Source organism: Roseiflexus castenholzii DSM 13941 (genome assembly GCF_000017805.1).
Taxonomy (GTDB): Bacteria; Chloroflexota; Chloroflexia; order Chloroflexales; family Roseiflexaceae; genus Roseiflexus; species Roseiflexus castenholzii.
Genome location: NC_009767.1, coordinates 1176872 through 1202239, shown reverse-complemented (window position 1 = coordinate 1202239; position 25368 = coordinate 1176872). Strand labels below are relative to the sequence as shown.

At 61.3% G+C, this 25368-nt stretch carries 18 protein-coding genes; 11 read left to right on the top strand and 7 right to left on the bottom strand.

The features are described from left to right. Positions 1-70: 70 nt before the first annotated feature. Complete coding sequence (locus RCAS_RS04695) at positions 71-1036, bottom strand: GDP-mannose 4,6-dehydratase (protein WP_041331649.1); 966 nt, start codon at positions 1034-1036, stop codon at positions 71-73. Between the two features lie 82 nt (positions 1037-1118). After that, positions 1119-2306 carry an amidohydrolase/deacetylase family metallohydrolase gene (locus tag RCAS_RS04690; RefSeq protein ID WP_012119461.1) on the bottom strand — a complete coding sequence of 396 codons (1188 nt, stop codon included), beginning with the start codon at positions 2304-2306 and terminating at the stop codon, positions 1119-1121. Between the two features lie 636 nt (positions 2307-2942). Here RCAS_RS04690 and RCAS_RS04685 point away from each other — a divergent pair. Next, positions 2943-3752: an enoyl-CoA hydratase gene (locus tag RCAS_RS04685; protein ID WP_012119459.1), complete on the top strand. Its 810-nt coding sequence runs from the start codon at positions 2943-2945 to the stop codon at positions 3750-3752. 20 nt (positions 3753-3772) lie between these two features. On the opposite strand, the gene RCAS_RS04680 is transcribed toward RCAS_RS04685, so the two are convergent. The 5 genes from RCAS_RS04680 to RCAS_RS04660 form a co-directional block, all read right to left on the bottom strand. Then, positions 3773-4831, bottom strand: a complete 1059-nt coding sequence (locus RCAS_RS04680; protein WP_012119458.1) for a MaoC family dehydratase — start codon at positions 4829-4831, stop codon at positions 3773-3775. 15 nt (positions 4832-4846) lie between these two features. Further along, entirely contained in the window at positions 4847-5890 is a 1044-nt protein-coding gene (locus RCAS_RS04675; protein WP_012119457.1) for an HpcH/HpaI aldolase/citrate lyase family protein, read from the bottom strand. Between the two features lie 9 nt (positions 5891-5899). Then, positions 5900-7126, bottom strand: a complete 1227-nt coding sequence (locus RCAS_RS04670; RefSeq protein ID WP_012119456.1) for a 2-methylfumaryl-CoA isomerase — start codon at positions 7124-7126, stop codon at positions 5900-5902. Positions 7127-7418: 292 nt separating this feature from the next. Further along, the gene (locus RCAS_RS04665) at positions 7419-8636 is read right to left on the bottom strand and encodes a CaiB/BaiF CoA transferase family protein (RefSeq protein ID WP_012119455.1); all 1218 of its coding nucleotides are present in this window, start codon (positions 8634-8636) and stop codon (positions 7419-7421) included. Between the two features lie 16 nt (positions 8637-8652). Beyond that, the gene (locus tag RCAS_RS04660) at positions 8653-10092 is read right to left on the bottom strand and encodes a CaiB/BaiF CoA transferase family protein (RefSeq protein ID WP_012119454.1); all 1440 of its coding nucleotides are present in this window, start codon (positions 10090-10092) and stop codon (positions 8653-8655) included. Positions 10093-10313: 221 nt separating this feature from the next. On the opposite strand from RCAS_RS04660, the gene RCAS_RS04655 reads away from it, so the two are divergent. The 10 genes from RCAS_RS04655 to RCAS_RS04605 all read left to right on the top strand — a co-directional run bounded on the left by RCAS_RS04655 (position 10314) and on the right by RCAS_RS04605 (position 25315). Next, a complete protein-coding gene (locus RCAS_RS04655) occupies positions 10314-11168 on the top strand; it encodes a hypothetical protein (protein WP_012119453.1) in 855 nt (284 codons plus the stop codon). Between the two features lie 2144 nt (positions 11169-13312). Further along, positions 13313-14338, top strand: a complete 1026-nt coding sequence (locus RCAS_RS04645; RefSeq protein WP_012119452.1) for a LacI family DNA-binding transcriptional regulator — start codon at positions 13313-13315, stop codon at positions 14336-14338. Positions 14339-14373: 35 nt separating this feature from the next. After that, the gene (locus RCAS_RS04640) at positions 14374-16353 is read left to right on the top strand and encodes an ABC transporter substrate-binding protein (RefSeq protein ID WP_012119451.1); all 1980 of its coding nucleotides are present in this window, start codon (positions 14374-14376) and stop codon (positions 16351-16353) included. 140 nt (positions 16354-16493) lie between these two features. Further along, positions 16494-17498, top strand: coding sequence for an ABC transporter permease (locus tag RCAS_RS04635; protein WP_012119450.1), 1005 nt, complete (start codon positions 16494-16496; stop codon positions 17496-17498). A 13-nt stretch (positions 17499-17511) separates the two neighbouring features. Continuing rightward, on the top strand, positions 17512-18363 hold the full coding sequence (locus RCAS_RS04630; protein ID WP_012119449.1) for an ABC transporter permease: 852 nt from the start codon (positions 17512-17514) through the stop codon (positions 18361-18363). A 7-nt stretch (positions 18364-18370) separates the two neighbouring features. Further along, positions 18371-19378, top strand: coding sequence for an ABC transporter ATP-binding protein (locus tag RCAS_RS04625; RefSeq protein WP_012119448.1), 1008 nt, complete (start codon positions 18371-18373; stop codon positions 19376-19378). After that, entirely contained in the window at positions 19362-20369 is a 1008-nt protein-coding gene (locus RCAS_RS04620) for an ABC transporter ATP-binding protein (RefSeq protein WP_012119447.1), read from the top strand. The genes RCAS_RS04625 and RCAS_RS04620 overlap by 17 nt, the downstream gene beginning before the upstream one ends. Then, positions 20362-22734: a glycoside hydrolase family 3 N-terminal domain-containing protein gene (locus tag RCAS_RS04615; protein WP_012119446.1), complete on the top strand. Its 2373-nt coding sequence runs from the start codon at positions 20362-20364 to the stop codon at positions 22732-22734. The genes RCAS_RS04620 and RCAS_RS04615 overlap by 8 nt, the downstream gene beginning before the upstream one ends. A gap of 28 nt (positions 22735-22762) precedes the next feature. Further along, positions 22763-23254: a hypothetical protein gene (locus RCAS_RS04610; protein WP_012119445.1), complete on the top strand. Its 492-nt coding sequence runs from the start codon at positions 22763-22765 to the stop codon at positions 23252-23254. A gap of 498 nt (positions 23255-23752) precedes the next feature. After that, positions 23753-25315, top strand: a complete 1563-nt coding sequence (locus tag RCAS_RS04605; RefSeq protein ID WP_012119444.1) for a (Fe-S)-binding protein — start codon at positions 23753-23755, stop codon at positions 25313-25315. Positions 25316-25368: the final 53 nt, after the last annotated feature.

The window sequence follows — 25368 nt, the reverse complement described above, 5'->3', positions numbered from 1 at the left end:
CTCCACAAGCGCCCTTGCGGTTCAGCCCGACGGTTCACCGCTAGACGAACGCGCGGCGAGTCTCAAGAGATCACCCGCCCGACGCCAGTCGCTCCCGCCAGTACGCCATCAATTCCTCGACGATCATCGGCACCGTGATCTGCGGCTGCCACCCGGTCGTCTGGCGCAATTTCGTATTATCACCCACGAGCAGCGGTTCGTCCGACGGACGGAGGCGCGCCGGATCGACGCGCACCTCCGTTGGAACGCGCCCGTGCTGCTGCACCATGGCGACAATATCGCCGATACGAGTCGCCACGCCGGAGCAGAGGTTGTAGATTTCGCCGGGAGCGCCGTGGTCGAGGAGCAGCCAGAGGGCGCGCGCCACATCGCGGGTGTGGGTGAAATCGCGCCGCGCTTCCAGATTGCCAACGTAGATGACCGGCTCCTGACGATCATATTCGATCAGCGCCATCTGGCGGCAGAATGTCTGAATTGCGCACCGGTCCCCCTGGTGCGGTCCCACGTGGTTGAACGAGCGGGTGACCACCACGTGCATGCCGTAGTTCGCGGCGTACTGGAGTCCGCTCAACCCGGCAGCGACCTTGCTCACGCCATACGGGCTGAGCGGGCGCGTGGGGTGCGTCTCGGGGATCGGCGTGTCCTCCGGCTGCACCCAGCCATACTCGGCGCTTGTGCCCGCAAGGTGGACGCGCGCACGTGGCGCATGACGCCGCACCGCCTCCAGCACATTGATCGTTCCCTCGACATTGGTGCGCATCGTGACAATCGGCGCATCCCACGACTCGCTGGGGTAACTCTGCGCTGCCAGGTGGTAGACACGATCGGGCGCCGCCCGCTCCACAGCGCGCATCACCGAATAGGGGTCTTCGATGTCCCCTTCGTGCAGTGTGATCCGCCCTGCGAGATGCGCAATCGGGCGCGTATCGCTGCGCCAGCGCTTGAAGGCATGCACCTCGACGCCGGGAAGCGCCACCAGATAGTCTGCAAGGGCGCTGCCGACCGGACCGGTGATGCCGGTAATGAACACGCGCACGAACTCTCCTCCGTATGCCTGACCATGATACTGAACCATGAGCGTATCGCGACACGCGGGTTTTGTCCAATGCTCTTTTCCGCTATTCCCGGACAAGAATCCGCCGCTGATGATCGGGCAGGATCGCCCAGATTGCCGGGGGACGTTCCGGCAGGCGCGGCAGCAGCGTTCCACCCACAATGGTGGCAGTGCAGGTCAGTCGCCGATTGCCGCGGCGGGCGTTCATTTCGACATCGAAAAAGGTGTAATCGCCCTCTTCGACGCGAAAGAGCGCGACATCGCCAGGACTGCCGGGGTGGAGCGTTCCGAGTTCCGGCTTGCCAATCGCCAGCGCCGGACGGCGCGTTGCCCGGTCGATAACATCGGGCAGCGTCAAACCCAGGTCAAGGAACTTCGAGAGGGTCGTCGGCAGATCGAACATTGGACCCTGGACGCTGAGTTGGTGAATATCGCTGCTGATAATATCCGGCAGCACCCCTTCCTGGAGCGCCGCTTCGGCAGTGCGATAACTGAACGATCCTGTTCCATGCCCGATGTCAAGCAGCACGCCGCGCTGCTGCAACTCGCGCGCAATCGGGGAAAGGCGCCCGTCCTTCAAGAGCAACCGATGCGTTCCGCCAGTGAAACAGTGCGTCAGAATATCGCCGGGGCGCAGCAATGCAACAATCTCGTCGATTGGAGGCGGGCCATTGCCGATGTGCACCATGAGCGGCAGCGCCACCCGGTCGGCGAGGGCGCGCGCCAGGTGCAGCGGGCGAATGCCGACGCCGCGCGTCGTGTTGTGATCGATGCGCGCCTTGATCCCTACAATAATGTCACGGTTCTCCTCTACCGTCCTGATCGCCAGATCGACGTCGCAGTAGTCGAGATTAGCGAACTCCCAGGTCGGCGCGATCAGCCCGATTGCCGAGAGGTTGAGAAAAGCAAACGTCCGCACCCGACTGGCAGCGCAGATAAACTCGCGAAACCCCGGAAAACTATACGCCCCGGCGCTACCCGCGTCCACCCAGGTTGTCACGCCGCTACGTGCGGCAACCGGGTCTGCTTCGATGCCCCAGTACGTGGCGCCCCAGTAGAAGTGGGTGTGCAAATCGACCAGCCCCGGGGTGACGATCTGCCCTGAGGCGTCGATCACGTGGAGCGCCTGAGCCGGGTCGAGCGCTGGCGCCACGGCTGCAATGCGTCCGTCGCGGATCGCAACATCGGCAGGGGCGTCCAGATCGTTTGCCGGGTCGATGACGTGCCCGCCACGAATGAGAAGGTCGTCCATAGGTTGCTCGTTGCTGTACTGAACGGAACTGTGTGGCGGATATTATCTACGGAGAGGCGCGGGAGTGCAACCATCGCCGATGGTCGGGTCGTGATGATGTCGTGTGCTAAGTCACCTTTCACACCACTTCGGTGTTCTTCCTGGATTTCCAAGGGGCATGGACTGAAACGAAAGCGATCCCTGAACCCCACGACGATGCGGCGTTACCCAACCATGTCAGCAGCGGCGTGGCTCCTACCTGCTCTCCGTTCCTGCCCTCGACGTCCCGGATAGGAACGAGGAGCGGAGCGATACGCACCTTGCAATGACGATGACGATGATATTCACCGTATTCGGGCAAGCGTTCGTGACGGTTGCCGGCAGACCGATCGTGATGTAGGATTCCGGTGATGAGATCGATCCTTGCGAGAGCAACGCACAAGGTCCTTCAGCATAATCCTGATCCGCCGCTCGAACATCCTCACCAGACTCCAGGCGGCACATCGAACGCGGGTCACCGTCATCGTTCGCCGGCAAGGGTTGATGGGGCAGGAGTGAGAAGCAGGAGAAGTCCACAAACGAAGTGCGTACCGGGCGCACCGCCCATGCGCCCAAAGAAGCGGAAACGGTGTCATTACCGACAGAGAGGAGCATGCCATGCAGGTAGCCGAAACCCTTCCCGCCACCGAGCCATACGTGATTGCCGACCGCGACGCGCGCGGCGTGGTGCGGCTGACGCTGAACCGTCCGCGACAGTTCAACGCGCTCTCCGAAGAAATGCTCGCCGCGCTTCAGGCAGAACTCGATGCCGTAGCCGCCGATCCGCAGGCGCGCGTGGTAATCATCGCCGGGCAGGGCAAAGCCTTCTGTGCCGGACACGACCTGAAACAGATGAGGGCGAATTCCAGCCAGGAGTACTACGAAGAATTATTCGCCCGCTGCTCGCAGGTGATGCTGACGATCCAGCGCCTGCCACAACCGGTGATCGCGCGTGTGCACGGGATTGCCACGGCAGCCGGGTGTCAGTTAGTCGCCATGTGCGACCTGGCAGTCGCCGCAGAGGAGGCGACGTTTGCGGTTTCCGGCATCAACGTGGGGCTATTCTGCTCGACGCCAGGTGTGGCGCTGTCGCGCAATATCGGGCGCAAAGCCGCCTTTGAGATGCTCGTCACCGGCGAGTTTATCGACGCCCATACCGCACAGGCGCTCGGACTGGTCAATCGCGTTGTGCCGGCCACCGATCTCGACGCCGAGGTGCAGCGCCTGACCGACGCCATCGTCGCCCGACCGGCGGAAGCGATTGCGATCGGCAAGTCGCTCTTCTACCGCCAGATCGAGATGGGGATTGCCGATGCCTATCGGTTGGCGGGTGAGACGATGGCATGCAACATGATGGAACCATGCGCCCAGGAAGGGATCGACGCTTTCATTGAAAAACGCCGTCCGGTGTGGGCGCCGGACAAATGACCATCATGAGAACCCAATCATCACATCCGCCGCGGCATAAGCACGGTGTAGTCGAAGTCGAGCACAACCGCCGGGTCATAGGTTCCATCGGCGTTCTGGTACGGGAAATCGTGGCATGAGCGGTCCTTGGCGGCGACCGTGCGCACCCGCAGCGCGCCAATATCGGCACGGCCCGGAATTTCCATCTTGTCGAGGATTTCCGACCAGGCGTAGATCGTGTCGCCGGCGAAACTCGGGTTCGTATGGCGACCACTGTTGATCGCGGCGATGCTCAGGGCGTTCGCCAGCCCGTTGAACGACAGCGCACGCGCCAGACTGATGATATGCCCGCCGTAGACGATCCGTCGCCCAAAGCGCCCTTCCTTCTCCACATGCAGGTTGAAATGCACCCGCGCCGTATTCTGGTACAGGCGCGTCGCCTGCATGTGCTCGGCTTCTTCGATGGTGACCCCATCGACATGATCGATCTTCTCGCCAACTTCATAGTCTTCCCACAAATACGAACTTCCGGCGCGCGCAAGGTCGTACTGCCCCGGTTGCAATCGGTAGGGAACGGTCAGGTCCGTCACCGGAACCGATTCGGGCAACGTCGGCACAATCGTCTCCGGTGCAGGCGCATTCAGATCACGTTTACGCACCATAACCCAGCGCGTGTATTCGAGAACGATTTCGTTGCGCTGGTTGACGCCAACTGAATGGACATACACAACGCCAGTTTTGCCGTCCTTGTTCTGCCGCAGCCCGATGACGGTCGAAGTCGTCGAGAGCGTGTCACCAGGGTACACGGTCACACCGAAGCGTCCGCCGGCATACCCCAGATTGGCAATTGCGTTGAGTGAAATGTCGGGCACGGTTTTGCCGAACACAATGTGAAACACCAGCAAACTGTCGATTGGCGCGCGCTCCAGCCCCAGCGTCTGCGCAAACGGAGTCGATGATGTCAGCGCAAACCGCGAGCCATAGAGCGAGGTGTAGAGCGCCACATCCCCCTCGGTGACGGTGCGCGGGGTGGCGTGAACGATCTCCTGCCCCAATCGAAAGTCCTCGAAAAAATTGCCGGGATTGGTTTTGACGCTCATGCCGCCCTCCTGCGCTTAGAACCCATACGCCTGCGCCAGTTCGGGGTCCTTTTTGGCGATCATCCGCGCCAGATCGACGATCACCTTCGCCTGCTTCCAGGTCGCGTCGTCCTGCATCTTGCCGTCGATCATGGCCACGCCGGAACCGTCGGGCATGGCGTCGAGGATGCGTTTGGCGAACAGGACTTCATTGACATCGGGACTGAAGACGCGCTTGGCGATCGGAATCTGGTTCGGCGCAAGCGACCAGGCGCCGGTGCAACCAAGGAGGAAGGCGTTGCGGAACTGCGCCTCGCAGGCGGCTTCGTCCTTGATGTCGCCAAACGGTCCGTAGAAAGCGCGCAGCCCGTGCGCAACGGCGACATCGACCATGCGCGCAATCGTGTAGTGCCACAGGTCCTGCTGGTAGAAGGGGCGATGCTCCTGCCCTTCCTGCGGGTCGGCAAGCACGCCATAGAACGGATGCCCGCCGCCAACGCGCGTGGTCTTCATTCCACGCGACGCCGCCAGGTCCGCCGGTCCCAGGCTGAAGCCATGCATGCGCGGGCTGGCGCCGGCGATCGCCTCCAGATTCATCATGCCCTGCGCCGTCTCCAGCAGCGCATGGATCAGGATCGGCTTCTGAATCTGATGCTTCGCCTCCAGCAGCGCCAGGTACTGATCCACAAAGTGGATATCCCACGGTCCTTCGACCTTGGGGATCATCATGACGTCGAGTTTGTTGCCGACGGTGGCGACGATGTCGGCGATGTCATCGAGCACCCAGGGGCTGTTGAGGGCATTGACCCGCACCCAGAGCGCGGTGTCGCCGAAATCGGTATTGCGGGCGACCTCGATGAACCCGGCGCGCGCCGCTTCTTTGGCATCGATCGGAATGGCATCTTCCAGGTTGCCGCACAGCACATCCACCTGCTTCGCCACTTCGGGAATGCGCGCGCGAATCTTTTCGACGTGCGGCGGGAAGAAGTGGATCACCCGCTCAGGGCGCACCGGCAGTTCGCGGATCGGTTGTGGCGCGCCAGCCGCCAGCGGCTTGTAGAAGTGAATGGGAAGTTTCATCGTTCCTCCTTATTCCTCTTCAGGTCCAGCGACGATCCCTTCATCGTGCAGTTTGCCGACTTCGCCGTCACTCAAGCCAAGCACCTCCAGCAGGATTTCGTCGGTGTGTTCGCCGAGCCGCGGCGCGCGCTGCGCCGGTAACCGCGGCATCCGGCTGAAATCGAGCGGCGAGGCGGGCATGAGATATGTGCCAATACCGGGTTGTTCGACCATGGTGAACATCGGGTTCTCTGTCGAGCAGTCGGGGTCCTGTGCGATGGCTTCGCGCACGGTGCGGTACGGTCCCCAGGTAACACGGTGCTCCTCGAAGACGCGACGCACCTCAGCGAATGTGCGCGCATGGAACCAGGGTTCCAGCAAGGCAGCAATTTCTCGCCGGGCGCGAAAGCGGTTGCCTTCGTCGTTCATGTCGAGACCCAGACGCGCGCCGAGCGCGTTGAAAGCGTCGGTCAATCCGGTCGCCTTGCCGAGCGCCTTCCATTGCAGGTCGGTCAACCCCACGACCATCACTCGCTTGCCGTCGAGGGTCTCAAAATCGCGCCCAAATGCGCCATACAGGTAGTTTCCCTGTTTCGGGCGGTCGGCATCGTTGATCATCACTTCGGCAATCATGCCAAGATGACCGATCATGGCCAGCCCGACATCCTTCAACGCCAGTTTGACCAGTTGCCCTTCGCCGGTGCGCCGCCGGTGGCGTTCGGCAGCCAGCAGACCGAGCGCAATCATCTGCCCGGTGACAATATCCCATGCCGGCAGGACGTGGTTGACCACCTCGGGCGAAGTGAAAGGACCGGTCATAAACGGCAGCCCTAACTGCGGGTTGACCGTGTAATCGACTTCCGAGCCGCCGTCACGCCGCCCCAGCAGATTGACCATGATCAGATCGGCGCGGTGCGCTTTCAACGCTTCGTAACTGAGCCAGCCGCGCGCCGGAAAATTGGTGATGAACAACCCCGCCTCGTCGCCGGGCGCGCAAATGAGTTGCGTCAACAACTCTTGCCCGCGCGGATGGCGAATATCGATGGCAATCGAACGCTTGCCTTTGTTGAGACCAGCCCAGAACAGGCTGTGCTTGCCGTCGAGGGTCACGGGCCAGCGTTTGTAATCGAGTCCGCCGCCAATCGGATCGAAACGGATCACATCGGCGCCTAACTGCGCCAGGGTCATTCCGCCAAGCGGCGCAGCCACGAACGCCGACCCTTCGACAATCCGCATGCCACTGAGAATACCGTTCATTGTGCGTTTCTCCGATGAGGGGTTGGGGGTAAGGAGTTTGCGCGATTCAAACTGCACCCTTTCCCCTTCCCGCCTACACCCTGGCCACTACCGGGCAGTCCGCGAAGGGCGCGAACGAGCACGAAGACCACGCACCGCATGGGCAACGCCGTGTATCGGCGGCTGCGGGCGCATACACACGCGCTCCTCCCTTTCCCTTCTCCGTCTGCACCCTTGCCACCTTCCGCCCCTCCCACGCGCAACGGTCAACGACAACGCGCAAACCGCTCACCGCTCACCTTTCGCCTGCCGGTCAAATCACCCGTTTGGCGCGCAATTCGCCGATCTGATCATCACTCATCCCGAGCACCTCCTTGAGCACCTCGTCGGTATGCTCGCCGAGCCTGGGACCGAGACTCCTGATCCGCCCCGGTGTTTCCGACAGTTTGGGCACAATGTTGGGCACGATGATCGTTTCGCCCAAATCCTCCACGTCTACCGCGATGAGATTGCGCCGCGCATGGACCTGGCGATTGCCGAAGATATCGGCGATGTCGTTGAGCGGCGCAGCAGGAGTGGCGGTCGCATTGCAGCGTTCCAGCACCTCGGCGCGAGTAAGCGAACTACACCAGTCGCGCACGATCTCGTTCACATCGTTTGCATGCTCAAGACGGATCTTCTGCTCACCATAGATGCTCGACGACGCCAGCTCAGGGCGACCCATCGCCTTCGCCAGTCGCGCGAACAATTTGTCGGTTGCACAGGAAATAGCAACCCATTTGCCGTCCTTCGTCTGGAAGTGACCATGGGGACAGGCAAAGTCGTTGTGGTGCGGTCCATGCCGTTCGCGCACTTTTTTGTACATGCCGTAGGCAGGCACCAACTCATCGCTACAACGAAAGACCGATTCATACAGAGCGGCATCGATATACTGTCCGCGACCGGTTTTCTCGCGGTAATGCAGCGCCAGCAGCACACCGATGCACCCGTACAGCCCGGTCATGTAATCGCCAAGCGTCGTCGATCCCGGAGTGACCGGCGTTCCTTTCGGCATGCCGGCGAGGTACGAAATACCGCCGACCGCGTGGGCAATTCGAGCAAATCCCGGACGATCCTTGTACGGTCCTGTTTGCCCATAGCCGGTTACCCGCAACATGATTAGTCCCGGATTGATCTGACTGAGAACATCCCACCCTAGCCCCCACTTTTCCAGCGTGCCGGGACGAAAGTTCTCGCATAGCACATCGGCTTTTGCCACCAGGTCCTTAAAAAGCTGCGCACCTTCGGGATGTTGCAGGTTGAGCGTCACCGAACGCTTGTTACGCGACTCACTGAGCCAGGTCAGCGTATCGCCGCGCGCGGTCGGCGTGCCAAAACGCCGCAGCGCATCACCCCCAACGGGATGCTCGACCTTCAACACATCCGCGCCGAATTCGCCAAGCAGGGTGGCGCAGAACGGCGCCGCAACAACAGTTGCAGCATCAATGACGCGAATGCCCGCCAGCGGCAGGGGGCTTGCGTTTCCGTCCATGGCAGATCACCTCGCACTAAATAATCTTTCGACTCCGCAGATGCTTAATCTCCTCCGCCGAAATGTTGAGCAATTCGCGCAAGACCTCATACGTGTGATTGCCGAGCGGCGGACCCAGATTCGTGATGCGTCCGGGCGTTTCAGAGAGGGTCGGCACGACATTCGGCACCACCACTCCGCCAATACCCTCCGCTTCGACACATGCCAGATTGCCGCGCGCCTGAAAATGCTCGTCGTTGAAAATATCGGCAATACTGTTCAGCGGACCGATCGGAACCTCCTTTTCCAGGCAGCGTCGCATCACTTCGTCGCGCGTCAGCGAGCCGACCCAATCGATGGTAATCTGGTTGACCGTATCACGCGCAGCCAGTCGTTTCCGCTGATCGCCGTACAGTTCAGGGGAGGCCAGTTCCGGTCGCTCCATCGCCTCTGCCAGACGCTCAAACATTTTGTCGGTAGTGCAGGCGATAGCGACCCACTTATCGTCTTTGGTGCGGAAGTGACCGTGGGGCACAGCGATGAAGCTTCCCGATCCTTCACGCTCGCGAATTTTGCCAAACAGACCATAGGCGGGCGCGATTTCGTCGAGCACCCGAAACACCGCTTCGTAGATCGCCACATCGATCACCTGTCCCTGCCCCGTCTTCTCCTTGTGCCACAAGGCAATGAGGATGCCGATAGCGCCGAACAGGCTTGCGATGTAGTCACCGAGCGGCGCAGTGCCCGGCAGCACCGGCGTTTCGCCGGGAAACCCCGCCAGGTACGAGAGGCCGCCAAACGCATGCGCAATGTGCGCAAAACCGGACCGCCGGCGGTATGGACCGGTCTGCCCATATCCCGACACGCGCAGCATCACCAATCCCGGATTGGCAGCGCGCAGCACGGGCCATCCCAGCCCCCACTCCTCCATGGTGCCGGGGCGAAAGTTTTCGATCAGGATGTCCGACTTTGCCACCAGTTTGAGGAACAGATCAACCCCTTCCTTCTGCCGCAGGTCGATGGTCACCGATTTGCGATTGCGCGCTTCGCTGAGCCAGGCGAGTGTTGCGTCGTGGCGCGCTGTGGGGGTGCCGAACCGCCGCATTGGGTCGCCGCCAATCGGATGCTCGACTTTCAGCACCTCAGCGCCGAACTCCCCCAGGATCGAAGCAGCGTAAGGACCGGCGAGAAAGTTGCCGACATCAATCACCCGAATGCCACTGAGCGGCAGGCGATCATGCACAGGCGGTCGATCCGGCGACGGCATGGGAATTGCGTATACGCCGCTGCGGACCGCCGGCGATGTCGATTGCTCAGACGATGCTGCAACTGCTTCATCTGGCGGGGGGGCGCCTTCACCGACCGCCTCGGGCGCCACATGTTCCGGCGCTTCTTCGGATGTCGACGACGGAGCGCCAGCGCCCTCCGTTGCAACCATCTGACTTACCGCTTTTGCCGAACGCGCCCCTTTTGTCATCGTTCTGCCTCCCATCATTCATCAAGGATGCGAGATACAAACAGACCCCCAAAAGCAACACCTGCGTCCATGCGCGCTGATTGATCGGCACACGTACAGGAATTGCCGCAACCATCTGTGGCGAATGCGGGGATGTGCATGCAAGATACGGAGAATAGTGTATCATATGAGTAAAATATTGGTAACCACCAGTCTACAATTGGTAACCGGGGAGGACAGGGATGACCGCAGAAGACCTGGCAGCCTGGATCGGTCGAACAGAGCGCGTCGAGGACGACATCAGTCCGGCGCAGGCGGCAGCGGCGGCGGCGATGCTCGAACCTCCACCACCGTTGCCTGCGAAAGACTCGGCATTGCCACCATTGTGGCACTGGTTCTACTTCCTGCCACGCGCCCCGCAGTCGCAACTCGGCATTGACGGTCATCCGCAGCGCGGCGGTTTCATTCCCCCCATTCCCTACCCGCGTCGTATGTTTGCCGGCGCGCGCATCCGCTTCCACCAACCGCTCATCATCGGTCAACCTGCCTGGCGTGAGGGGATCATTCGTAACGTGACCCAAAAATCGGGACGCAGCGGTCCGCTCGCATTTGTAACCGTTGGTTACACCATCTACCAGAACGACAGTCTCTGTATCGAAGAAGAGCAGGATATTGTCTACCGCGAGCCGGGCGCACCCATTCCTGCGCCTGTGCCGGTCGATCTTCCGCCGCCGCCGCCGGGCGCGTGGGTGCGCACGGTAACCCCCGATACCCGCCTGCTGTTCCGTTTCTCTGCCCTCACCTTCAATGCCCACCGCATCCACTACGACCGGCCCTACGCAAAACATGAAGAAGGGTATCCCGGTCTGGTCGTCCATGGTCCTCTGACGGCTGTGCTGCTCATGGAACTGGTGCGTCACAACGTCAATCGCCCGATCATCGGGTTCAGTTTCCGCAGCCAGGCGCCATTGTTCGACCTGGCGCCGTTCCGATTGATCGCTGTGCCTGCCGATGATCGTGTCGAACTCACGGCGCAGGGACCCGATGGCATGACATCGCTCAGCGCCGTCGCGGAATTGGGGAAGGCAGAATATTGACCGCCCACCCACCTGCCGCGTCACTGGCGGAATGTACCAATTCCCTGTGACCATCCGGCATGGTCACCCCGAGCCGCGCGCGGGGTCGTGCGCGACCCGCGCAGATTCCTCGCTGCGCTCGGAATGACACGCATGCGGCATCGTCAAGCGTCATTGGTATCACCCGCGCCGCGCGCCTCGTCCCTCGCGCCTCGTCCCTCGCGCCTCTCGCCGCGCGGCGCGCGCCTCGTCCCTCGCGCCTCGCGCCTCGTCCCTCGCGCCGCGCGCCTCTCATACCAATTCCCTGTGACCATCCGGCATGGTCACCCCGCGCCGCGCGCGGGGTCGGGCGCGTCCCACTTAGATTCCTCGCTGCGCTCGGAATGACACGCATGCGGCATCGTCAAGCGTCATTGGTATCACCCGCGCCGCGCGCCTCGTCCCTCGCGCCTCTCGCCTCGCGCCTCTCATACCAATTCCCTGTGACCATCCGGCATGGTCACCCCGCGCCGCGCGCGGGGTCGGGCGCGTCCCACTTAGATTCCTCGCTGCGCTCGGAATGACACGCATGCGGCATCGTCAAGCGTCATTGGTATCACCCCGCGCCGCGCGCCTCGTCCCTCGCGCCGCGCGCCTCGTCCCTCGCGCCTCGTCCCTCGCGCCTCTCGCCTTGCGCCTCTCATACCAATTCCCTGTGACCATCCGGCATGGTCACCCCGCGCCGCGCGCGGGGTCGGGCGCGTCCCACTTAGATTCCTCGCTGCGCTCGGAATGACACGCATGCGGCATCGTCAAGCGTCATTGGTATCACCCGCGCCGCGCGCCTCGTCCCTCGCGCCTCGTCCCTCGCGCCTCTCGCCTCGTCCCTCGCGCCTCGTCCCTCGCGCCTCGTCCCTCGCGCCTCTCGCCTCGCGCCTCTCATACCAATTCCCTGTGACCATCCGGCATGGTCACCCCGCGCCGCGCGCGGGGTCGGGCGCGTCCCGCGCCGATTCCTCACTGCGCTCGGAATGACACGCATGCGGCATCGTCAAGCGTCATTGGTATCACCCGCGCCGCGCGCCTCGTCCCTCGCGCCTCGTCCCTCGCGCCTCTCGCCGCGCGGCGCGCGCCTCGTCCCTCGCGCCTCGTCCCTCGCGCCGCGCGCCTCGTCCCTCGCGCCGCGCGCGGGGTCGGGCGCGTCCCACTTAGATTCCTCGCTGCGCTCGGAATGACACGCATGCGGCATCGTCAAGCGTCATTGGTATCACCCCGCGCCTCGCGCCTCGTCCCTCGCGCCGCGCGCCGCGCGCCGCGCGCCTCGTCCCTCTCGCCTCGTCCCTCTCGCCTCGCGCCTCTCATACTAATTCCCTGTGACCATCCGGCATGGTCACCCCGCGCCGCGCGCGGGGTCGGGCGCGTCCCGCGCCGATTCCTCGCTGCGCTCGGAATGACACGCATGCGGCATCGTCAAGCGTCATTGGTATCACCCCGCGCCTCGCGCCTCGCGCCTCGCGCCTCGCGCCTCGTCCCTCGCGCCTCGCGCCTCGTCCCTCGCGCCTCGCGCCTCGTCCCTCGCGCCTCGCGCCTCTCATACCAATTCCCTGTGACCATCCGGCATGGTCACCCCGCGCCGCGCGCGGGGTCGGGCGCGTCCCGCGCCGATTCCTCGCTGCGCTCGGAATGACACGCATGCGGCATCGTCAAGCGTCATTGGTATGAACGCCGCGCACGCCCCCACCTGCCGCGCCACCGGCGGAATGTACCAGAGGCGCTGCCGCGCCCTCGTCCGAGTGAACACCGGCACTCCCACCGTGGGACGGACTCACGCGCACACGCCGGTCTCCTCTCTCCCGCGTGCGGGAGCGGGGCAGGGGGTGAGGGGATGGCTTCGCCCGGCGGCGCCGGTCGCGCAATGACACGCACACCGGCGCGCCCGGCCGGAGGGATGGACCCGCGCGCGGCGCCGGTCTCCTCTCGCCTGCGCGCGGTCCGTCTTTAAACCCCGCGTCAGCGGGGCTTCGTTTACTCAGCGCGGCGTCTGCCAGAAACGTGATGGTTTCCCTCAGCACCTGGCATAAAATTCGGAGATTGACATTTTATCAATTTTTTGCTAGGATCGGTAACGATACCGGTAAGGATGCCGGTATCGTTACCGAAGATGTTGAATCCCCTCACACACGTCCATGCACGAAACGCACACCGGTGTCACAATCCGCGATGTTGCGCGCGCCGCAGGCGTATCGGTCTCGACGGTCTCGCGCGTCCTGAACGGCAAGGACGATGTGGCGCCAGAGACTGCCGCCGCCGTTCGGCGCGTGATCGAGGAGCTTGGCTACGCCTCCAGCCTGGCGGCGCGCAGCCTGCGCAGCCGGGCAACCCACGTCATCGGCGTCATCGTGCAGGATATGTGGCATCCCTTCATCTCGATGGTCATCAAAGGGATCAACCAGGTCGCAGCGGCGCACGACTACGATCTGCTCGCTTACGCCAGCGCGCGGCGCACTGCCGAGACGCTGGCGCAGTGGGAACAGCGCCAGGTGGCACAACTCAACGGCGCCGTCACCGACGGAATCATCGTGGTGACGCCGCGATCCGCCACCTATCGCACCGCCTTCCCGGTCGTCGCGGTCGACCCGAATCAAGCGGACACCGAGTTTCCGGCAGTCATTTCCACCAACCGACAAGGCGTTCTCGAAGCGATGCGTTACCTGCTGGCATTGGGGCATCGCCGCATCGGGTTCATCACCGGACGCATGGATTTGCAGAGCGCCGTGCGCCGTTTTGATGGCTATCGCAGCGCCCTCGCAGAGGCCGGCATTCCACTCGATCCGGCGCTGATCGTCGAAGGAGACTACACCCGCGAAAACGGGTTTGCCGGCGCGCTCCGGTTGCTGACGCAACCGCGCCCGCCGACGGCAATCATGGCATCGAGCGACGATACCGCGCTTGGCGTGTACGATGCAGCCGCAGAAATTGGGCTACGCATTCCAGACGACCTCTCGGTGATCGGTTTCGACAACACTCCGGCCGGCGCGCTTCTCAATCCTCCGCTCACCACCGTCGATCAGTTCATCGAAAAGATGGGCGCTCTGGCGGCAGAGGTCCTGCTCCAACACATCCAGGGACTTCCCGGCGAAACCCGCATTCACAAGGTGCCGACGCGCCTGGTCGTGCGCCAGTCGTGTCGCGCGATCACATCGGACGATTAGAGGTGTTCGATTTTTGAAACACAAAGGAGTGCGACGTGAGACGGACACGACTGCTTCTGACGGGGCTGCTGCTCGTGGTCAGCCTGATCATCGCCGCCTGTGGGGGAGGACCGGCGGCGCCAGCAGCAACACCAGCCGGTTCAGCGACGACGCCAGCCGCGCCGGCGCCGGCGGGCGGAACAGACGCGACACTGACGGAGTTTGGCGATCTGCCGCGCCACGAGACGTTGATCGTCGATATTCTCACCGGGCGGGTCGGCTCGCCGGACGACTTCAACAACTGGGTGGGCTGGAAGTGGCGTGATCGCGGGATGCAGAACCTGGCGAACGAGCCGCTCTGGTCGGTTGATTTCGCCACCGGCAAGATTATTCCGGGTCTGGCAGAGGGCGATCCGGTTTACAACGCAGATTTTACCGCCCTCACGATTCCGCTGCGCAAGGGGGTGACGTGGCACGACGGACAGCCGTTCACAGCGGCAGACGTGGTCTTCACCGTCGAAACGCTGATGAAACACGAGGGGTTCGGCGACAACAGTTTTTTCGTGGAGAATGTGAAATCGGTCTCCGCCGTTGATGATCATACCGTCGCCTTCGAGTTGAACGCGCCGAACTCGCGCTTCCACACCCGCTTCCTGGATCGCTGGGGCTGCACCTGGATTATGCCCAAGCATATCTGGGAGTCGGTGGAAGACCCGGTCACGTTTAAGTTTAACCCCTTCATCGGCACCGGTCCGTACAAACTGCACAGTTTCGACCCATCCGGGTTCTGGACGATTTGGGAGAAACGGGCTGACTGGGACAAGAGTCCGACCGGCATGATGTACGGTGAACCAAAGCCCAAATATGTCATCTTCCGGTACTTCGCCAACGAAGGCGCTAAGATTCTGGCGCAGTTAACCCATCAGGTCGATGTTGTCAACGTGTCGTCCGACGGGCTTAAGGCCGTGCTGACCCAGTGCGACTCCTGCCGCGCCTATCAGTTGAACTGGCCCTACGTCGTCAACAATGATCCGGCGCAGACCGGCATCACGTTCAACACCGCCAGGGCGCCGTATGACAACCGCGATGTGCGATGGGCGCTGCTGCTGGCAATTGATATTGCCGAATACATGGGCATTGCCGTCGATGGCACCGGCGCGCTCAGCCCGGTTCACATTCCGTCGCTGTCGAACTATCCCAAAGACTTCATCCAACCGATGCTGCCCTGGCTGGAAGAGTTCACCCTCGATCTCGGCAATGGCGAAACCTTCAAGCCCTTCGACCGAAACGCCTCGCAGCGCATCGCCGAGTATGCTCGCTCGCGCGGCTACGCTGTGCCCGACGATCCCGCCGAGCAGGCAAAACTGTTTGGCTATGGCTGGTACAAGTATGCGCCCGATGTCGCCGAAAAGCTGCTGGTCAAGAACGGCTTCACCAAGACGTCCGACGGCAAATGGCTCTTGCCGGACGGCACGCCCTGGAAGATTCGCTGCCTGACCGGCACGCAACTGGCGACCGGCATGGGTGAACGCAACTGCGTCGCCGCTGTGCAGCAGTGGAAGAGATTCGGCATCGACGCCGAGGTGTATTCCTCGGAAGCGGCAGCAAGCCTGAATGCAACCGGCGATTTCGACGTTTCCAGCAACTGGCCCGCGCAGGAACCCTGGGGCGCCGGACCAGACCTCTACCGTGTGCTCGACTACTACAACTCGGCGTATGTGAAACCGGTCGGCGAGAATACCAGCGGTCACCCGTCGCGCTGGTCGAGTCCGGAGATGGATGCGACGATCGAGAAATTGCGCCAGACCGATCCCACCAATTATCAGGCGGTCGTTGATGTCGGCATCGAAGGCTTGAAGATTGCCGTGCGTGAAATGCCCGGCATTCCGACCTATGGCTATGTCGGGTTCATTGCATGGGATCAGACCTACTGGACCAACTGGCCCGGCGCTGAGAATCCCTACACGCAACCGTATACGCACTGGGGTCCGTTCAAATATATGACGCCGTTCCTTCAGCCAACCGGGACGCGGTAAGCAGGAAGGTTGAGGTTGCACGTTCAACGTCGAGCGTTGAACGTGCAACGGAACAGTGTCGGGGCCGCGCTGCCCTGGGAGAGAGAAGGGTGTGAGGGCCGCGTCGCCTGGGAGGTGGGTGAGACAAGGGGATCGACGCCATGTTTCTGAAACAGTATCTGATCCCGCGCCTGATACAGTATGTGCTGGTCATTTTCCTGGGGATCACGGCGGTCTTTTTCATCCCGCGCCTGCTGCCGAATGATCCGGTGCTGCGCACGATCGCCGAGATGCGCGCACGCGGCTCGTACCTCGAACCAGGAGCAATGGATAAGATCATCGCCGACTTGCAGCAGATGTATGGGCTGGAAGGAACGCTGTTCGACCAGTATCTGGCGTTCTGGGGTCGGCTTTTCCGCGGCGATCTCGGAGTTTCGTTCTTTCAGTTTCCAACGCCGGTGCTCGACCTGATCATGACAGCCTTGCCATGGACCACAGGGTTGTTGCTCACAACCACCCTCTTGTCGTGGGCGCTTGGCAATCTGATCGGCGGATTCGCCGGCTATTACGCGAACCGGCGCTGGTCGCGCGCGCTCGATACGGTTGCGATGGTGGTGCGTCCCTTGCCCTACTACATCTTCGCTTTTGCGCTGCTGCTGCTCTTTGCCTATCTCCTGCGCTGGTTCCCGGTTTCAGGCGGCGCCAGGCTGGGGATGCGGCCATCCTGGACATGGACCTTCGTCCAGAGCGTACTCTGGCATTCGGTGCTGCCGGCGCTCTCGATCTTCATTCTGAGCGCCGCCGTCTGGTTTCAGACGATGAAACTGGTGGTGCAGAACATCAACGCGGAAAGTTTCGTCGCTTACGCCAAACTTAGCGGCGTTCGAGAGCACCGGATCGTCTCGCGCTATGTCATCCGTAACGCCCTGTTGCCGCAGATCACGGGGCTGGGGCTATCACTGGGGTTGATCTTCAGCGGGGCGTTGATTACCGAGATCGTGTATTCGTATCCCGGATTGGGCACCCTGCTTTACAATGCCATCGTCAACGGCGATTACAATCTGATCATGGGTATCACCATCTTCTCGATTGTCGCTATCACGACCAGTGTTCTCATTGTCGATCTGATCTACCCGTTCTTCGACCCGCGGATCCGGTATAGGTAGGAGGCGCTGACCGGTGAAACTCTTTCGCGATCTTCTCAGAGATTATCGCTTTGCCATCGCCTTCTGGGTGCTGTGTCTGCTGATCGCTTTTGCGGCGCTTTCGCTCTTCTCGCCATACGACCCGACACGCTGGGGGCAGGCGCCGCGCGACCTGCGCCCCTCGGCAGAGCACTGGCTGGGCACCGACTCCAATGGTCAGGATGTGTTCTGGAACGCGACCTTCGCCGTGCGCAACTCGCTGATCATTGCGGTAATCGCCGGCGTTGTCTCGCGCATTATTGCCGTCGCCATCGGGATGGTGGCGGGGTATCGGGGCGGCATGTGGGACCGGACGCTCATGTTTGTGAGCGACAGTCTCCTGGTTATTCCCCTCTTCCTGATCATTGTGATGATGGCGATGCTGATCCGCGCAAGCCTGAACCTGGCGACGCTGGGGTTATTGCTGGCATTCTTTGGCTGGGCATGGGATGCACGTCTCATCCGTTCTCAGATGTTGAGCCTGCGTGAGCGTGATTTCACGCAAACCGCCATCCTTTCCGGCACGGGAACGCTCAAACTGGTGATCAATGAGTACATGCCGTACACCACACCCCTGATCTTCTCAACCCTGATCAACAATATGGCATGGGCAATCGGGCTGGAGATCACACTGGCAATCCTGGGGTTGCTCGATATGTCCATCCCGACGTTGGGGACGATGCTCTACTGGGCTATCAACTATCAGGCGATCCTGTTGGGCCGCTGGTGGTGGGTGACGACGCCGATCTTGCTGTCGGTGCTGCTCTTCATCGCTCTCTACTGGCTATCGGTCAGCATTAGTGAATATCTCGATCCACGCACGCGCGTGCAGCGCGTAGGAGCCTGATACGCACATGGGCGATGCCATTCTGCGCGCAGAAGCGCTCCGGGCGTTTTATGCGCTCGATATCTATGGTAAAACCAAAATCATCAAGGCGGTCCACGATGTTGATCTGGCGATCCGGGAGAATGAGATCTACGGCATCGCCGGCGAGAGCGGCTGCGGTAAATCCACGTTGCTCAAGGCGCTTGCGGCTGCCGTCGAGCCGCCATTGCGCATCATGGGCGGAAAGGTTTGCTATCGCGTCAATGGCGCCGAGATCGATGTCGCGGCGCTTTCTCAGGAAGAGAAACGCAGGCTGCGCATGACGTATATCGCGTATGTGCCACAGGGGTCGATGAGCGTGCTCAACCCGGTCGCGCGCATTCGCGATACGTACCGCGACTTCATTGAAAGTCATCTGGACGTTCACCAGAAGAGCGACGCCTTCATCCTCGCCAGAGACCATCTGATCGAGTTGGGATTGCCGCCGAAAATCCTCGATGCCTACCCGCATCAACTGTCGGGCGGTATGCGGCAGCGTGTGACGATTGCGCTTGCGACGTTGCTCAAGCCGCGTATCATTATCGGCGATGAACCAACCACGGCGCTCGATGTTGTCGTGCAGCGCGGGGTCGTGCAATTGCTCAGGGATGTGCAGTCCAGGCTGAAAAATACCATTGTGCTGGTAACGCACGATATGGGGGTGCATGCCAATATTGCCGACCGCATCGGCATCATGTATGCCGGGAGGATCGTCGAGGAAGCGCCAACCGAACGCATGTTCAGCGTGCCGACCCATCCATACACACAGTATCTGATCAGTTCATTGCCCAGGTTTGGCGACAAAACGCCGCGTGAGAGCGTACCGGGAAGTCCGCCTTCACTCGCCAATCCGCCCTCCGGCTGTCCGTTCCATCCCCGCTGTCCTCACGCGATGGAGATCTGCAAGCGCGAGATGCCGGGATTCACACCGGTTGCGCCGGATCACAGGGTTGCCTGTTGGTTGGTCGAAGAGGGGAGTTATGGAAAAGCTGCTTGAAGTTGAGAATCTGACCAAAATATTTACGCTCGGCAGCGTTATCTCGCGGGTGAAAATCACGGCGGTCGATGATGTTTCGTTCTTCATCAAACCGGCAGAGATTTTCGCGCTGGCGGGCGAGAGCGGTTGCGGCAAGTCCACAACGGCGCGGATTATCATGGGGTTTGAACGCGCCACATCTGGGGCGATTATTCACAATGGCAGACGCGAAGGCAAGAACGAAAAGGTCTGGTTCACCGAGGGCATCCAGGCGATTTTCCAGGACCCCTTTGCGACCTTCAACCCGCTGCGCACCGTCGAACGCTACTTTTTCGAGACGATCCAGAATTACCGCCTGGCAACGAGCAGGCAGGGGGCAATTGAGCGGATCGATGCCAAACTGCGGTTGGTGGGCCTCACCTACGACGATCTGGCGGGAAAATATCCCAGCGAATTCTCAGGCGGTCAGTTGCAGCGCATCTCGATTGCGCGCGCATTGCTGACCGACCCGAAACTGATCATTGCTGATGAGCCGGTTTCGATGGTCGATGCCTCGCTGCGGATGTCGATTGTCAACCTCTTCAAGCGACTACGCGACGAATTTGGCGTGAGCGTCCTCTACATTACGCACGATCTGGCGACGGCATACTATGTGTGTGATCGTATCGCCATTATGTTTCGCGGCAAGATCGTCGAAATAGGGACGGTCGAGCAGGTGTTGATGGCGCCAAAGCATCCTTACACGCAATTGTTGCGCGCATCGATCCCGGAGGCGGATCCCCAACGGCGCTGGCAGGGCGTGATTCGCCTTTCCGATGTCGAGCAGGAAGAGTATTTGCGTCAGGGATGCCGTTTCGCCGGTCGCTGTCCCCATGCGATGGATGTCTGTCGTCGGGTGACGCCGCCACTGTTCGAGATCGATGGCGCGCAGGTCGCCTGTCATCTGTACGCAGAAGCACCCCGCAACGACGAAGTTCTGATTGCATCACAAGGTGATATTGATCATGCCTGACACAACTACCACGTATCCGTATCAACACGCCGGTCTCCCCATCGAACAGCGTGTCGAAGATCTGCTTGGTCGGATGACCGTCGAGGAGAAAGTCGCCCAACTGAGTAGCCGCTGGATTTATGAGATTGCCGATGATCGCGGGTTGAACCGGCAATGGGCGCAGGAGCGCATGGCGCACGGCCTAGGACAGGTAACGCGACTCGCGGGCGGCAGCAGCCTGGGACCGGTCGAGACAGCCAGACTGGCGAATCAGATCCAGAAGTTTCTGGTCGAGGAGACACGGCTTGGCATCCCGGCGCTGATCCATGATGAGTGCTGTAGTGGTTTCCTTGCCAACGGCGCTACTAATTTCCCGCAGATTATCGGCATTGCCAGCGCCTGGGAGCCGGAACTGGTCGAAGCAATGACTCGCGTTATTCGCCAGCAGATGCGCGCCGTCGGCGTGCATCATGGGCTGGCGCCGGTGCTCGACATCGCCCGCGATCCACGCTGGGGACGCACCGAGGAGACATTTGGCGAGGACCCGTACCTGACATCAGTCATGGGCGCCGCCTACATTCGCGGGCTACAAGGCGCCGACTGGTCCGAGGGCGTGATGGCGACGGGCAAACATTTCGTAGGGTACAGCGCGTCGGAAGGCGGACTCAACTGGGCGCCGGCGCATATCACGACGCGCGAATTGCGCGAAGTCTATCTGGCGCCGTTCGAGACGGCAGTACGCGCCGCGCGGTTGGCGTCGATCATGCCCGCCTACCACGAAATCGACGGCGAGCCGTGCAGCGGCGCACACTGGTTGCTGACCGGCATTCTGCGCGATGAATGGGGATTTGAAGGGTTGGTCGTTTCCGACTATATGGCCATCGATCAGTTGCGCAACTATCACAAACTGGCGCGTGACAAGGCGCATGCCGCGCGACTGGCGCTCGAAGCGGGAATGGATATTGAATTGCCAAACGTCGAGGCTTACGGTCAACCGCTGCTCGACGCCCTTGCTGCGGGTGAGATTCCGATGGAGTGGGTGGATCGTTCGGTGCGCCGTATTCTGACCTTGAAGTTCGCTTTTGGGCTGTTCGAGAACCCCTACGTGGATCCCGACGCCGTTCCTGCGGTGTTCGACACGCCAGCACAGCGTGAACTGGCGCGCGAGATCGCGCGCAAGTCGATTGTGCTGCTCAAGAACGAGGGCAATCGGTTGCCGCTGCCCAAAACCCTGAGCGCTATCGCCGTCATCGGTCCCAACGCCGACAGCAAGCGCAACCTGCTGGGCGACTATTCTTATCCAGCGCATATCGAGACGCTGATCACGCTGAGTCAACTGGGTTTCTCTGAGCATCCGCTGCCGGATTCGATCCGGCTCATCGAGAACGATTCTTCGATGCTCTCCATCGTTGAAGCGATTCGTCGCACCGTGTCACCGACAACGCAGGTCCTCTACGCCAGGGGATGTGATGTCAATTCGCCATCGACCGACGGTTTTGCCGAAGCAATCGAGGCGGCGCGCAAAGCGGAGGTTGCCATCGTGGTCGTCGGCGATAAGGCCGGTCTGACGCCAGAGTGCACGTCGGGCGAATTCCGCGACAGTGCCCACCTGACCCTCCCCGGTGTGCAGCAACAGTTGGTTGCAGCGATCCTGGCAACGGGAACGCCGGTGGTGCTGGTGCTGGTGACCGGACGCCCCTATGCGATTCCGCATCTTGTCGACGCGACCCCTGCGGTCGTCGAAGCCTGGCTGCCAGGAGCGGAGGGAGCGCCGGCATTGGCAGAGGCGCTCTTTGGCGACGTCAATCCCGGCGGCAAGTTACCCATCACCTTTCCGCGTCACGTGGGACAGGTTCCGCTGTTCTACGCTCATCGCCCCTCTGGAGCGCGATCGTTCTTCTATGGACCGTACATGGATGAGAGCAATCAACCGCTCTTTCCGTTCGGCTTTGGGCTGAGCTACACGCAGTTCGCATTCGAAAACCTGACGGTCACGCCTGACGTGACGACCGATGGCGAAGTGCAGGCATCGGTGGACGTGATCAACACAGGAGAGCGCAGCGGCGATGAGGTGGTGCAACTCTACACACGCACCGAAGGCGCCAGCGTCACGCGACCGGTCAAAGAACTGCGCGGCTTCAAGCGTGTGCATCTCCAACCGGGCGAACGAAAGCGCGTGATCTTTACCTTGCCTGTCGAACTGCTCGCGTATTATGATACGACCATGCACCTCGTCGTTGAGCCGGTTGAGGTGCACATTATGGTTGGCAACTCTTCGGCGCACCTGCCATTATGTACATCGGTTCGCTTGACCGGCACGAAGCGGCTGATAACGCAGCGCGCAGCATATTTCTGCCACGCGGCGGTGATGGACAGCGGAGGTTGAATGCGAACCTCGAACCCTCCCACGAACCATGGACCTCAACGATGAGATCAAAACCGAGTTAATCCAGACCGCCCAATCGCTGAAAGGCAGTGAGCGCCGGATCTTCATGGCGCGCACGGTCAGAGCGTTGGGTCCTGGCGGGCAGCGTCTTGCCGAGCGTGAACTCGGCTGGAATCGCGCCACTATCCGCAAAGGCATGCGCGAACTGGAGAGTGGTCTGACCTGTCTTGACGCCACCCATCTGCGAGGGCGCAAGCCGGTCGAAGCGCGCCTGCCCAATCTGCTGGATGACATTCGCGATCTGGTGGAAGCCTGGCGTCGCCAACACGCCGAATGTCGCAGCGACGCCAGCGCGCCATGCATGAGCATCGAAGAGGTGCGCCGCGCCCTGATCGAGCAGAAGGGGTACAACCCCGACGACCTTCCCTCTATTCAGACCATTGCTGCCCGCCTGCGCGCCCTTGGCTACCGTCCGCGCCGCTCGATGCGCCACCTGCACCGCAGGCGTCGCCGGCAATAAGCGGGATGCTCAAAAAGTTTAAACTCCCTCAAACCACAATTTTCTGTAGCAATCTTTTCACGCATCATCTCACCGACTTCTGCTACACTCTCAACCACAACGATCACCCCTTCTCTGCACATCTCGATTATGAGACCAGTCTATATCGATGACGAGAAGATTGCAGCGACGTTCTGCTGTGATCGCGTGATCATTTCCGATGCGGCAACCGCGCCCCGTCCGATGCCCTCCACCACGGATACGTGAGAGGGAGCGTACCGGCAGCCCGACCGGTATCCACCGTGTTGCTGCACTATGTGTGTTCATGCGTGAACGCTGCACTGTGACGCGGAACGTGAGGCTCACTATTCGTCGCTCGCGACCTGTCACCGGTGCAACCATCGAAGCCATCGTGCCTGATACCGCCACTGCACGCAACTGAAGCATTGTCTATCATTCTGGTCCACATTCCCGGTTCATTCATCGTTATCCACATGATACGTGAGGGAGGGCACTCATATGGAAGCGGAAATGCGCGTCTTTGTCGACTCGCTGCGCAAGAACATGACTGCCGAGGACGTGGTCAATCTTGAAGCGTGTATGGACTGTAAGATGTGCGGTGAAGCCTGCGCGTGGTATCTGGTCACCGGCGACGAAAAACTGCATCCCACCCACAAAACCGGGCTGATACGCCAGGTCTATCAGCGCTACATGACGCTCGAAGGGCAGATCGGCGGAGCACTCGGATTGGTTCCCACGCCAACGGTGGACGACCTGAAGGAGAACATGCGCTACTTCTGGGCATGCACCGCGTGCGGACGCTGCACGCTCGCCTGCCCGGCAGGCATCAGCACACGCCGTATTGTGCGCCTCGCGCGCGCCGCTTACGCCGACTCCGGGTTGAGCTACGCCAACCCGACCATCAAATCCATCGTCGAAAACACCGAGCGTTACCGCCACAGTTTCGGATTGACCATCCCGCAGGTCATCGGACGGGTTGGTTTGTTCCTGCGCAGCGAAGGGATCGAAGTGCCGGTCGATGTGCACGGCGCCGAAATGCTCTTCGTCTGTCCGGCGGCTGGCAACACCAAAATCCCTGATTACGGCATCAAACTGATCAAAATCCTCAATGCTGCCGGGGTCAGTTACACCATCTCGCCGTATGTGATCGACACCGGCACCGAGATCGACCACATCGCGGTTCACCACAATCTCTCAAAGCAAATGCTGGAAGAGTGGGAACAGGAAGCGGATCGGCTCGGCGTCAAGAAGATACTGCTGGTCGAATGCGGCTGCGACGCGCGCACGCTCTACGCCGAGGCGTCGGAAACCCTGGGACGTCCCTTCCGCTATCCGATTGTGAGCGTCGATACGCTGATGCTCGACCTGATCCGGGAAGGGCGGTTGCCGGTCGAAAAGACCGACCTGAAAGTCACGCTGCACGATCCGTGCTACGCCACGCGCCTCTCCGGGTTGGGAGACGTGTTCCGCGATCTGCTGTACCTCGTGACCGACAATTTTGTTGAAATGACCCCTAATCGTGAGCACAACTACTGCTGCAACGGCGGCGCCGGCGGCATGCGTTTGCCGGAAAACACCGACCTGCGACGCAAGATTTCGGTGCTGAAAGCAAACCAGATCCGCGCAACCGGCGCCGAGTATGTCACCTCGCCATGCGTTGTCTGCACCCTGTCGCTGGAAGACACCTGCCGTACCTACGGACTGGCGCAACCTGGAGAACGGATGGCGCTGGTGTTGTTCGAAGTCGTCTATGAAGCCATGGAACCGGCGCTGGCAAAGCGCGGCGAACTGGATCGCATGTTCGTTCCGGCGGAATTGAAGAACCGTGATCCTGGCTTCTTCCTGGAACACAGTATCGAAGGGCGGATGGCCGCGCTCATGCAGACGCCGGAGTTCCCGGCGCTGCTCGACTGGCTGGAGCGTGATGAGATTGTCCAACGTTTCGCCAAAGACCATCCGCAGGTGTACGACCATCTGCACGCGTTGCGCGACATGACGATGTTGACTATGCCAGCGTTGCACACGCGAGCCGTGGCGGATCAGTCGCAGGTGCAGTCGTGAATCGCCGGAACACCCTGCATCGTTGCAGGCTGCGCACATGAAAGTTCCGCAAA

Bases quoted from the DNA above. Each gene is read 5' to 3' on its own strand.
- RCAS_RS04610 (WP_012119445.1), top strand. From the start codon at position 22,763: ATGGACCTCAACGATGAGATCAAAACCGAGTTAATCCAGACCGCCCAA.
- RCAS_RS04635 (WP_012119450.1), top strand. From the start codon at position 16,494: ATGTTTCTGAAACAGTATCTGATCCCGCGCCTGATACAGTATGTGCTG.
- RCAS_RS04665 (WP_012119455.1), bottom strand. From the start codon at position 8,636: ATGGACGGAAACGCAAGCCCCCTGCCGCTGGCGGGCATTCGCGTCATT.
- RCAS_RS04620 (WP_012119447.1), top strand. From the start codon at position 19,362: ATGGAAAAGCTGCTTGAAGTTGAGAATCTGACCAAAATATTTACGCTC.
- RCAS_RS04655 (WP_012119453.1), top strand. From the start codon at position 10,314: ATGACCGCAGAAGACCTGGCAGCCTGGATCGGTCGAACAGAGCGCGTC.
- RCAS_RS04675 (WP_012119457.1), bottom strand. From the start codon at position 5,890: ATGAAACTTCCCATTCACTTCTACAAGCCGCTGGCGGCTGGCGCGCCA.
- RCAS_RS04615 (WP_012119446.1), top strand. From the start codon at position 20,362: ATGCCTGACACAACTACCACGTATCCGTATCAACACGCCGGTCTCCCC.
- RCAS_RS04680 (WP_012119458.1), bottom strand. From the start codon at position 4,831: ATGAGCGTCAAAACCAATCCCGGCAATTTTTTCGAGGACTTTCGATTG.
- RCAS_RS04685 (WP_012119459.1), top strand. From the start codon at position 2,943: ATGCAGGTAGCCGAAACCCTTCCCGCCACCGAGCCATACGTGATTGCC.
- RCAS_RS04690 (WP_012119461.1), bottom strand. From the start codon at position 2,306: ATGGACGACCTTCTCATTCGTGGCGGGCACGTCATCGACCCGGCAAAC.
- RCAS_RS04670 (WP_012119456.1), bottom strand. From the start codon at position 7,126: ATGAACGGTATTCTCAGTGGCATGCGGATTGTCGAAGGGTCGGCGTTC.
- RCAS_RS04625 (WP_012119448.1), top strand. From the start codon at position 18,371: ATGGGCGATGCCATTCTGCGCGCAGAAGCGCTCCGGGCGTTTTATGCG.
- RCAS_RS04660 (WP_012119454.1), bottom strand. From the start codon at position 10,092: ATGACAAAAGGGGCGCGTTCGGCAAAAGCGGTAAGTCAGATGGTTGCA.
- RCAS_RS04645 (WP_012119452.1), top strand. From the start codon at position 13,313: ATGCACGAAACGCACACCGGTGTCACAATCCGCGATGTTGCGCGCGCC.
- RCAS_RS04605 (WP_012119444.1), top strand. From the start codon at position 23,753: ATGGAAGCGGAAATGCGCGTCTTTGTCGACTCGCTGCGCAAGAACATG.